The organism is Streptomyces sp. NPDC037410 (assembly GCF_055602235.1).
In genome coordinates this window covers 1-9,923 of record NZ_JBVJWR010000023.1, presented here as the reverse complement: position 1 = coordinate 9,923, position 9,923 = coordinate 1, and the positions used below count along the sequence as shown (strand labels likewise).

Here is a 9,923-nt window from a genome sequence, read left to right as displayed (position 1 = left end):
GCCGCGATGAAGACGACCGGATCCTCCAAGCTCGTGGAACAGGCGTGGGACATCGCCGAGTTGGCGGGGCAGCGGGCCGAGAAGGCCGAAGCCGCCCGCACGCCGGACCTCGATGTCGTCGACGCGCTCGTCGCCGCCGGTGTCGCACGTCACTTCGTGCCTGTGTCGCTCGGCGGCTCCGGCGGGACGTTCGCGGAACTGAAGCGGGCAGCCGTCGTCATCGGTGCGCAGTGCCCCGCAACCGCCTGGTGCATGGCGGTGGCCGGGCTGATGACCCGTACGGCGAACCACCTGCCGCCGGCGGGACGGCGGCAGCTGTGGGCCGGCGGGCCGGACACCCTGATCGCCGGTGGCGTGACGCCCCGGGGCACCGCGGCCCCGGTGGCGGGCGGCTGGCTGCTCTCGGGCTCCTGGCCGGCGGTGTCCTCGTCGGAGCGGGCCGACTGGATCCTCCTGTCCGCCGCCGTGGCGGGGACCGACGTGCCCGAGCAGCGGGTGTGCCTGGTGCCGGGCGCCGCTGTGCGCATCGACCGGACCTGGGACGCCATCGGGATGCAGGCGACCGGCAGCCACACCGCGGTCGTCGAGCAGGTCTTCGTCCCCGACACGATGACCTTCCCCGCCGGCCTCCTCACCGAGTTGGACGCTCCGCAGGCGGGCCCGGACGGTCGCGCGGTGCCGCTCCTGGCCGTGAACACGTTCCTGTTCTGTCTGCCGATGCTCGGCGCCGCCCGCGGCGCACTGCGGTACTGGAATCAGCTGACCGGCGCGAAACTGCGGGGGCGCCCGGGTGCGTACGATCCGGCGGTCGCCCACTCCGCGGATGTGTGCGCGCGCAGTTCCAGCGAGATCGACGCGGCCGAACTGCTCCTCGACCGCATCGCGCAGCTCATCGACACCGCGCCGACGGTCACCCGCTCGGACGTGGCACGCAACCAGCGGGACTGCGCCTTCGCGGCCGAGCTGCTGCTCCGCGCGGTGGACCGCCTCATGGGGGCCTCCGGCACCAGCGGACACAGCACCGGCTCGGTCCTCCAGCGGCTGTGGCGCGACATCCACACCGCCGGCTCCCACGCGGCGCTCCAGTTCGGAACGGCCGCGGCCACCTACGCCCGGGCGGAGCTCACCCTCGGGAGCTGAGCCGCACCCGACGCCCGGTCACCGACCAACGAGGAGACAGGACCATGGACTTCACTACCGACATGCGGCGCTCGGCCGCCGACGCACGCTGCGGCCGCGGGGTGTCCTCACCGTACCTGGAGAAGCTGGAGCGCCACGGCTTCGTCGTCCTGGAGCCCGACGGCCCGGATCCGATGTCCCTGGAGGACATCATGGCGCCGCTCGGCGCGGCGGCGTCGTACAAGTTCGGCACGCAGCTCATCCAGGAGCAGCGGCCCGGGACGGACAATTCACAGTTCCGGACCGGCGCCATACCGATGCACGTCGACGCACTCCTGAACGCGAACCGGGTCAGCTACATCGGCCTCGAGTGTCTCGAAGCGCCGGACGAGGGGGGCGAGACACTGATCGCCGGCAGCAGCGCGTTCTTCGCGACGGCTCCCGCCGCCCTGGTGGAGACCCTGCGCGGCATACGGATCGAGTACTGGTCCAGGGTCTCGGGCTTCTACGTGGAGCGGCCCGACGGCAACCCGGTCGTGGCGCCGGTGCAGGTGGACCCGGTCACGGGCGGGGACACGCTGTGGGTCGGGCTCGACTACCCGGAGGATCCGGAACGCAACTACGGCGCGGCCGTGGTCGGCTACACCAAGGAGCAGACTCTCGAGCTCTTCGCCTTGCTGGACCGGTGGTTGAACGTACCCGAAGTGATGCACGCGCATCGGTGGCAGGCCGGTCAGGTTCTGGTCATGGACAACCGGCGCGTCGTGCACGCGCGCGCGGCCTACTCCGCGGACTCCCCGAGAAAGCTGCGGCGCATCTCGGTCAGCTAGGGCCATCCGGCGGATCAGGGTCGGGGACCCTGATCCGCCGGACCCTAGGCGCCCGCTACCGCGTGCGGTCGGTCCGTGCGGGCGCGGTGGACGACCACGGACATCAGGAATCCGGCCGTGACGAAGAAGCAGGCCGCAAGGAGCCAACCGGTGCGGCCCGCCGGAAGGATCAGAAGCGTCACGAGAGCCGGTCCGGCCATCTGACTGGCCGCCACGCCGGTGGAGAACAGACCTTGGTACTGCCCTTGAGCATGCTCAGGTGCCAGTTCGAAGCCGGCCGCCCACGATCCCGTGGTCTGGCAGATCTCCCCCAGCGCGTGGATGAGCCCGGCCGCCAGCAGGACAACCAGGGTGACCGCGCCACTCGTGGCACCCGACAGGCCCAGGAGCAGGCACGCGCCCCCGACCATTCCCCCAGCGGCCACGGACACGGGGCCCGCATGGCGAAGTCCGCCCCAGCGCTTGCCCAGCGGCACCTGAAGCGCGAAGACGACGATCGTGTTGAGCAGGAACAGGATGGAGACCGTTCGCCGGGGCGCGTCGGTGTGGGCGGACACCCACAAGGGGATGCCCACTTCGAGTACCGCGTAGTGGAGCTGCATCAGTGCGTTGACGAGGACGACGGCCAGGTACTTCCGATCGCTGACGGCGAGCCAGCGGCTCGCGCCGGCCGCCTTCTGATCCGGAGCGATGCGCTGGATCCGGAGCATCCAGGCAGCCGCACCCAGGAAGCAGACGGTGCACGTCGCGAACATCACCTGGTACACCCTCGCCTCGCTGGAGGCGAGGGCGACGCTCGCCAAGGAGGTGCCGACGGCGAACCCGACATTGGTGACCGCTCGGAGATAGGCACGCACCGGAACCCGCTGGTCCGCCGGAATGACGCGAGCGATGAGCGCGGCGCGAACGGCCGAAGCCCCCTGCGTGGCCACAGCGAGCACGCTTGCCACCACCACGAAGCCCACGAAGGAGCTCACGAACGCGTAGAGCGTGATCGCACTGCCTTGACATGCAAGGAGTACGACCAGCAGTCCCCGTGGGCCGAATCGGTCCGACAGCCGGCCCAGAGGCATGCCTGCCAGCAGACTGACCAACCCCGCACAGGTCAGCCCGAGCCCCACCTGGGCGGGTGACAGGCCTACGACGCGGGTGAAGTAGATCGCCGCGAGCGAGACGACCAGTCCCGTGCCGACGGTGTGGAACGCAGTCGATACCGAGAGGTCTCGGGCCACGCCCGGTGGCGGCGCGAGCCGGGCCGGACGGAACCGGCCCGGGGGTGCTTCGGCGGGTTCGGGAACGGGTTCGGCCGTCATGGTCCGGCCGTTGTCCGGTGTCCGGGCGCGTCGTGCGCGGCCGTCCTCGACAGCCACGGGCTACTTCCCCTCCGGTACGGCGGCGTGCTCTCCGTGGACGTAGCCGAAGAAGCGGTCGGAGTTGAGTGCGTCGTTGATGTCCAGCAGCTCCCGCGCCTCCGTGGCGACCGCGAACACCCGCGCCAGCCTGGCGATGGTTCCGCGCCTCCAGTCCACCGGGTCGCCTTCCTCGTAGAAGACCTCGGCGCTGACGACGCCCGGGATGCCCAGGAGCTCTTCGGGCTTCGGCGCGTACGCGATGCGCGTGGCGGTGTGCGGGGGCTGGGGAAGGAACTGGGCCGAGATCCGGGAATGCCGGGATATCCCGGCGACTGCCTCTCCCAGCGCGACGTCGGCCAGCGCGGACACGACGTCGTACTCCGCCGAGTAGTGCACGAGCTGCGTGACGCCTCCGCCGATGCGCCCGTTCACCTCGATGACGCGCGGGCCGTCGGCCGTCAGCTTGAACTCGGTGTGCACCGCGCAGTGGTCAAGACCGAGGGCGCGGATGGCTGCCGCCGCGGTCTCCTCCAGTTCCCGCCGCTGGGCAGCGGGGAGGCTTGTGGGAGTGAGGTCCCCACTCTCCCGGAAGTGCCGTGCGAGCGGGAGTTTGTCGGACACGGTCAGGTGCGTGATGCGACCGTTCTGGACGATCGACTCCACACTCGCCTGGTCGCCGAAGCGGGCATCGTCGGTCCTGGGGCTCCCGATCAGGCGCTCTTCGAGGACGAAGGACATCTGACCGCTCCCGCGCGGGTCGTTCAGGTACTCCTGTTCCGCCGTTCGCCACAGCAGTTCGAGATCCGTGGCCTCGTCCACCGGATACGTGGCCACGCTGCCGACGCCCACGACCGGCTTGAACACGGACGGGCTGCCCACCGACTCGACGGCTTCGCGCAGCTCCGGGAGCGTCGTGACGATGCGGAACCTCGGAACCGGGATGCCGGCCTCAGCCATGCAAAGACGTTGCGAGAACTTGCTCTTGAGCCGTTGCGCCGCCTCCGCGGGAGTGGCGGGCAGGCCGACCCGGCTGGCGACCGCGTGGGTGTCCGAGGCCACGCGCTCGCTGAACGCGAGGATCCCGTCGGGCTTCCACCGGGTCGCCTGCTCCAGCAGGAACGCCTGGAGAGGGGCGTTGGCGGGGATCTGAAGCTGCTCCCCGAACGCGGCGAACTCCCGTGCTCGTGCGGCATCGTGAGCCGGATCCCCGGTCGAGGTCCAGAGGATGCGTAGGCGATGTCCGCCGGCCTGAAGGCGCGGCAGGTACCAGGAAGGGTCCGGGCCCCCTGGACCTTCGACGAAGAGCAACTTCTCCTGAGACATGGGTGACACCTTCGGGTGAGCGGGTGCTCGTCCGCGAGCACCCGCTGGTCTTGGACGTAGTCGGGAAGCGATGGTTCTGCCGCCATGGCCGGGCGCGTTCACGGCACGAGGGAAAGCCCTCCTGAATCCCACGACTCGTCGAACGCGTCCAGTGCCCCCCGGAGCTCGGCGACCGTCAGCTCGGCGGCGGCCTGCGACGTCTCCGCCGTCTCGATGGTGATGCGCGCCGCATGACGCTCCGCGGCGGCCAGGGCCGCCTCCGGCGTGGCCCCTCTGGCGATCACGTGCCCGACGTAGTCACCGGACCATCGCAGTCCGTGCGAGACGTCACCGGGCGAGACGTACACCCTCACCTCGGCCACATCGGAGGCCGCGCTGACCTGGTCCACGCCGTGGACCGCGACGACCTGCCCCGGGGCGGCCTGGAGAAGCCGGATGGCGGCCGGACGATTGTCCTGGATCAACGAGGGGACCGACACGTTCTCTCCCGCCGCCAGCCGGAAGGACAGCGACTCCATGTCGATGCCGCGGGCAAGGCTGACCAGCTCGTTGATGTGGCCCCCGGCGCGGCGGGTATGGGCCTCCACCAGCTCGGGCCCGCCTTCCGTGAAGATGACCTCCGTGTGCGACGGCCCCCAGGCGTGGCCCACCAGGTCCAGCACCGACGTGACAAGCCGGCAGGCGGCCTCGTACTGCTCATCGGTGATCGGAGCGGGGACCGCGTGACCGGTCTCCACGAAGCCGGGCGCAAGCGTCTTCGATGTGGCCGCGATCGGGACGTGGGCACCGTCGAGCGAGAAGATCTCGATGGACACTTCCGGTCCGCGGAGGACCTCCTCCGCCAGCATCTCGGTCAGTCCGACCTTCTCGGCCCACTCCCAGGCCTGCTCGGCCTCTTCGTCGGTGCGTACGAGGTGGACACCGAGGCTGCCCCCGCCGCTGCGAGGTTTGACGATCGCCTCGCCGTGCCGGGCCCTGAAGCGTACGAGCTGCCCCGCGCTGGTGACGACCTCCGAGTCCACCCGGCTCAACCCGTGTTCGCGCATGGCGCGCCGGAGCGAGGACTTGTCCCGCAGGGCCTGGACGGTGGCGAACGCGGTTCCCGGTATCCCCAGTTCGGTACTGAGGAAGCCCGTCAGCATCTGCAGCTGTTCCCAGTGGCACAGCACGCGCGCGAAGGGAGCGGCTTCGTGCAGGCCGCGAACGAGGCGCAGGGCCTCCGGCGCGTCGTTGAGATCCAGAACGTGGACCTCCTCGCACACGGCGGCCGCGCGCGGCGTCAGATCGTCGGCCGCGCGCAGATTGACGATGTCTACGGCGAGGTTCTCCGCCTTCAGGAGGAGCCGATCGGTACCACCGATCAGGAGGAGGCGTGGCCGTGCCATGGGGGCATGCTCCATTCAGATACTCGTCCCAGGGATCTGCGGGCGCTCAGCGGTCAAGGCAGCGAGCGCCGTACAGGGCGGCGACGGTCGATTCGGGCTCAGGGACGGTAGCCGGTCTTGGTGAACGCCGTGTCGGCGATGCTCTCGATCAGCGCTTCGTAGCTGATGCCCGCGGCCGCCGCCATGGTCGCGAGGTTTCCCTGACGCGACAGTCCCGGAAGCGTGTTGACCTCAAGACACCACGGATTTCCCTGTCGGTCGATCATGAAGTCCACTCGCGCGACTCCGTGGCACCGGAAGGCGTGGAACGCGTCCAGTGCCAGCTGCTCCACACGCCTGTAGGTTTCGTCCGGCAGCGCTACGGGGCAGGTGTGCTGCCGTCGTGCCGCGTCATGCTTGATGTCGTAGTCATAGAAATCTCCGACGAACGTGGTCCCGAGAACGGGCAGCACGCGATACGTCTCACCGGACTCGATGATGCCCACGGTCACATCGGTGCCGTCGATCAGCTCGCTGACCATGTACGAGATGGCCGGACTCTCGACCTGTGCCGCGGCGATCCGCTCCTCAAGGCCCGGCAGGTCCTGCACGACGGCAGAGCCCAGACTCCCGCCGCCGGAGGTCGGCTTCCAGAACATGGGGAAGCCCAGCTCGTCAGCGAGACGCTTCGCCTCTTCGGAGGCATCACCGTTCAGACGCACCTCTCCCCCGTTGGGGATCGGAATGCCGGCCTGCTCAAGGACCTGGTTGGCCACCGGCTTGAACATGGCGGCCGCGGATGCGTACACGCCAGAGCCGTTGTACGGCTTGTTCAAGACGTCCAGCAGTCCCTGAAGCTTTCCGTCCTCCGCATACCAGCCGTGCGAGGCGATGAAGACGACGTCCGCATCGACGACGCGCTCCAGGAAGTCCGGGGACTCCATGTCGACCATGAAGGCGTCCCAGCCCATCGCCTGCAGCACAGGGGTCGCGGTTTCGCCCGAAGCGATAGAACCGGCACGTTCCGGAGTCGGCCCACCGAAAACGACCGCCATCTTGCCCTTGCTCATTGCATCAAGCCCTTAGAAGTTGTGCTTGCGCCTCGACGTGAGATATCCAGTGCGTGAAATCCTGGTTCGGGCAGCACCGTGAACATGATCAAGAGAGATCCTGGGCCAGCGCTCCTGGAACGTGCAATGCCGAACGGCTGGCCTGACAGTGCCCTGTCCGCATCCGGTCAGGGCGGCGCCCCTCGCCGGGCACTCCGCCCGAGGCCGGGGCCGGCGGTTGGACGGAGGGGTGGCCGGGCTCGTCGGCGCGTCAGTGCTCGGCTGCGAGCGTGAGTACCGCGTCGGCCAAGAGCCGCGAGACGTCGTACCCGTGGGACGGAAGCTCCGGAATCAGTGGTGACAGGTCCGTGCAACCGATGAGCAGCGCGTCTCCGGACGCAGCCCAGGGGCGTGCCACGGCAGCGCGCAGCTGGCCGCTCGCCTCGGCGACCCGTCCGGCTTTGACCAGTTCGACACAGTCCTGGATCTCGCGCTGTGTCTCCACCGGCGGGTACACGGGGTCGAGCCCCTCGGACACCAGGGCCTCGTGCAGCAATCCAAGTCGCAGGGCGCCATCGGTGATGGCAAGCGCGGGTGTACGGACCCCCGCTTCGCGGAGCCCGATGGCGACAGCCGCGAGCATGTCCACTACCGGCACCTTGACCGATGCCGCGACGTCGGCGAAGTAGGCCTGGGTGGTCACGGAAGGCATGGCGATCAGTTCGGCACCCGCTGCTTCGAGGCGCTGCGCAACCTCCCGAAGCGCGGGAACCGGACTCTGACCGTCATGGAGCAGATGATCCAACCGGCTCGGAATGTGAGGACTCGACAGCAGAAGGACCTCGGGGTGCTCCTGGTCGCTACCGGCCGAGGTGAGTTCGACCAGTCGAACGTAGAAATGGGCGCAAGCCAGCGGCCCGAGCCCACCGATGATGCCTATTTTTTTCCAATTGGATGCCATCTGGAGAACCCGCCCATTTCCCGGAAGATACGAATCCCGGCATCCTAGCTGCGGCTTTGCCGAAGGGCATTTGAAAACAGGCCCGTCCGCCGGGCATCAAGCGGACATGGCCATAATGGGTCAGCGCAAATCATGAAGAAAGAGTCGAATCCGGGCGCCGAGACGGCGGCAGCGGGGCCGGCCACGCCCTTGGCGGGCCGCCGCGGGCCGCCGCAGTGTCATACGGCGGCCCGGCTTACTGGCAGCAACAACAAACCAAACAACAGCCAAGATGAATTATATGCAGGCGGGTAAACGAATCGAGGTCAGTTCAACCAACCCAGCGCCATGGCCTTGGTCCCGGCCTGAAAACGCGATTCTGCGCCGAGCATTCTCATGAGGTCCGCTATGAGCCGACGATAGGTTCGCGTGGAAACGCCGAGTTCTCGAGCGATTGCCTCGTCCTTATAGCCTGCCGCCATCGCCTGTATCATGACCTTCTGCTGAGCGTTCAGTCCTGCGCTCTCGGTGAGCGGTGCCGGATCCTGAACCGATGACGCCGCGACCCATGAGTGTTCGAATACGTCGCACAGCAGTTTGACCATGGGTCCGCCGCGGAAAAGCAGCACACCTGATTCGCCGTCGTCGTTCTGTGCAGGCGTCAATGCCCAGTGGGAGTCCGCCACGAGCAGACGAAAAGGCAGCGTGCTGGCGATCTTCACCTGCGCTCCGCTCTCGGCCAAGGTTCGAAGGTGCCTCGCGCCATGCGGGACACGCGTCAGCGGCTCCAGGTGAATACTTCGAACCGAGACCCCCCGAGCCACCGCCTCACGGCTCTGGCGCATCCCCTTGTCCAGCTCGTCGGGCGGAAGGGCCGCGCCGGGATGCATGCCTATCAATTCACGCTGAGCCAGTGCGGCCACTCTTTCGAGAAGCCTGGATATCCGCTCCTCCCCTACCACTAGTTCCGCTTCGACTACAGAGCTCTCACCATCCTCCATGAGGGTCAACCGACTACCCGCAGCCTCTATCGACCTCAGTGTCTCCTCCAGCTCCGAGGTCATGCGGCTCAGTGCCGACCTGGCCTGAGACGTGGCTTCGCGGAGTTGCGTCTCGGGTACGTAAGATTCAAAGCTTTTCAGTCGCATGTGCTCTTTTTGTAGAGTGGCTCGTTCTGGGTGAGCGGGCCGCTGCTATCGCTCCATATGCATGGAACGGCTCCCTAGTCGACAGCCGCGCTCTTGATCATTCTGCATCACCCCAGCCTGCCTTACAAAGATTTTATAACGAAGTGGTTTGTTCCCATCTGTATGGGTTCCTTCGGGTCTCGCTTGAGAGTTCCGGGCTCTTTTGGTCCCCATCCGCCCGCTTGTAACGGCGCCCGGTTTTTGTGAAACCTTTAGTTCGGTTTGACGGTCAGGATGTGCGCGCTCTTGGCCGCGGACATGTCGGGCGACCACTGACTTTGAATGCGTGATGTCGGTCAGCTGTCCACGATCAGGCCGGCCGGCGGCGGCGAGGTTGCCGAGTGGGCGGCCCGCTGACCCCTTCCCCGCCGAACGGGCCCTCCCACGCGCACCATGCGGCGTGAGCGGAGGTCGTCCGGCGGTGTCCTGCCGAACCGTGGTCCCTCTCGACACGTCATGGGACACCTACGGCTTGGCCGGCGAGGTGACCGGCGATCCGGCCGGGGCTGCGGAGTCCGGCGCCCCCGCGTAGTCGGGCAGCTCGATGCCGTTGATCGCGCGCCCGACCAGCTCGGTGAACCATTCGCCGGCGAAATCGGGGAGCGGCTCGGCGTCCGGCCCGGGTACGTCGCGGCTACGGGCGTTCAATCGGCCGATCTCCTGATTGGCCTCGACGAACGAGCGCATCCGCGCCTCGTAGCGGGCGAACCCGGTGTCGGGGTCCCACTCGGCGGCGGCCAGCTCTCCGGCCAGCAGGTA

General features: G+C 68.0%; 8 protein-coding genes and 1 pseudogene. 2 read left to right on the top strand and 7 right to left on the bottom strand.

Annotated elements, in window-relative coordinates; all coding sequences use genetic code 11:
* Positions 1-6: 6 nt before the first annotated feature.
* On the top strand, positions 7-1,140 hold the full coding sequence (locus tag ACZ7HT_RS30320) for an acyl-CoA dehydrogenase family protein (RefSeq protein WP_471171719.1): 1,134 nt from the start codon (positions 7-9) through the stop codon (positions 1,138-1,140).
* A gap of 44 nt (positions 1,141-1,184) precedes the next feature.
* On the top strand, positions 1,185-1,949 hold the full coding sequence (locus ACZ7HT_RS30315) for a TauD/TfdA family dioxygenase (protein ID WP_471171718.1): 765 nt from the start codon (positions 1,185-1,187) through the stop codon (positions 1,947-1,949).
* Between the two features lie 44 nt (positions 1,950-1,993).
* Here ACZ7HT_RS30315 and ACZ7HT_RS30310 read toward each other — a convergent pair whose 3' ends face one another.
* From ACZ7HT_RS30310 to ACZ7HT_RS30280, 7 genes and pseudogenes are all read right to left on the bottom strand, one after another.
* Positions 1,994-3,319 (bottom strand): MFS transporter, encoded by a 1,326-nt coding sequence (locus ACZ7HT_RS30310; RefSeq protein ID WP_471171717.1) that lies wholly within the window; start codon positions 3,317-3,319, stop codon positions 1,994-1,996.
* Between the two features lie 3 nt (positions 3,320-3,322).
* The gene (locus ACZ7HT_RS30305) at positions 3,323-4,624 is read right to left on the bottom strand and encodes an ATP-grasp domain-containing protein (RefSeq protein ID WP_471171716.1); all 1,302 of its coding nucleotides are present in this window, start codon (positions 4,622-4,624) and stop codon (positions 3,323-3,325) included.
* Between the two features lie 98 nt (positions 4,625-4,722).
* Positions 4,723-6,009: an ATP-grasp domain-containing protein gene (locus tag ACZ7HT_RS30300; RefSeq protein WP_471171714.1), complete on the bottom strand. Its 1,287-nt coding sequence runs from the start codon at positions 6,007-6,009 to the stop codon at positions 4,723-4,725.
* Between the two features lie 98 nt (positions 6,010-6,107).
* On the bottom strand, positions 6,108-7,058 hold the full coding sequence (locus tag ACZ7HT_RS30295) for a D-alanine--D-alanine ligase family protein (RefSeq protein ID WP_471171712.1): 951 nt from the start codon (positions 7,056-7,058) through the stop codon (positions 6,108-6,110).
* Between the two features lie 250 nt (positions 7,059-7,308).
* On the bottom strand, positions 7,309-7,998 hold the full coding sequence (locus tag ACZ7HT_RS30290) for an aspartate/glutamate racemase family protein (RefSeq protein ID WP_471171711.1): 690 nt from the start codon (positions 7,996-7,998) through the stop codon (positions 7,309-7,311).
* Positions 7,999-8,303: 305 nt separating this feature from the next.
* Positions 8,304-9,125: a LuxR C-terminal-related transcriptional regulator gene (locus ACZ7HT_RS30285; protein ID WP_471171710.1), complete on the bottom strand. Its 822-nt coding sequence runs from the start codon at positions 9,123-9,125 to the stop codon at positions 8,304-8,306.
* A gap of 504 nt (positions 9,126-9,629) precedes the next feature.
* Positions 9,630-9,923, bottom strand: a pseudogene (locus ACZ7HT_RS30280) (FAD-dependent monooxygenase); the annotation flags it as partial.

Excerpts from the sequence above, each read along its gene's own strand:
- ACZ7HT_RS30300 (WP_471171714.1), bottom strand. The coding sequence starts at position 6,009 with ATGGCACGGCCACGCCTCCTCCTGATCGGTGGTACCGATCGGCTCCTC.
- ACZ7HT_RS30315 (WP_471171718.1), top strand. The coding sequence starts at position 1,185 with ATGGACTTCACTACCGACATGCGGCGCTCGGCCGCCGACGCACGCTGC.
- ACZ7HT_RS30295 (WP_471171712.1), bottom strand. The coding sequence starts at position 7,058 with ATGAGCAAGGGCAAGATGGCGGTCGTTTTCGGTGGGCCGACTCCGGAA.
- ACZ7HT_RS30305 (WP_471171716.1), bottom strand. The coding sequence starts at position 4,624 with ATGTCTCAGGAGAAGTTGCTCTTCGTCGAAGGTCCAGGGGGCCCGGAC.
- ACZ7HT_RS30285 (WP_471171710.1), bottom strand. The coding sequence starts at position 9,125 with ATGCGACTGAAAAGCTTTGAATCTTACGTACCCGAGACGCAACTCCGC.
- ACZ7HT_RS30290 (WP_471171711.1), bottom strand. The coding sequence starts at position 7,998 with ATGGCATCCAATTGGAAAAAAATAGGCATCATCGGTGGGCTCGGGCCG.
- ACZ7HT_RS30320 (WP_471171719.1), top strand. The coding sequence starts at position 7 with ATGAAGACGACCGGATCCTCCAAGCTCGTGGAACAGGCGTGGGACATC.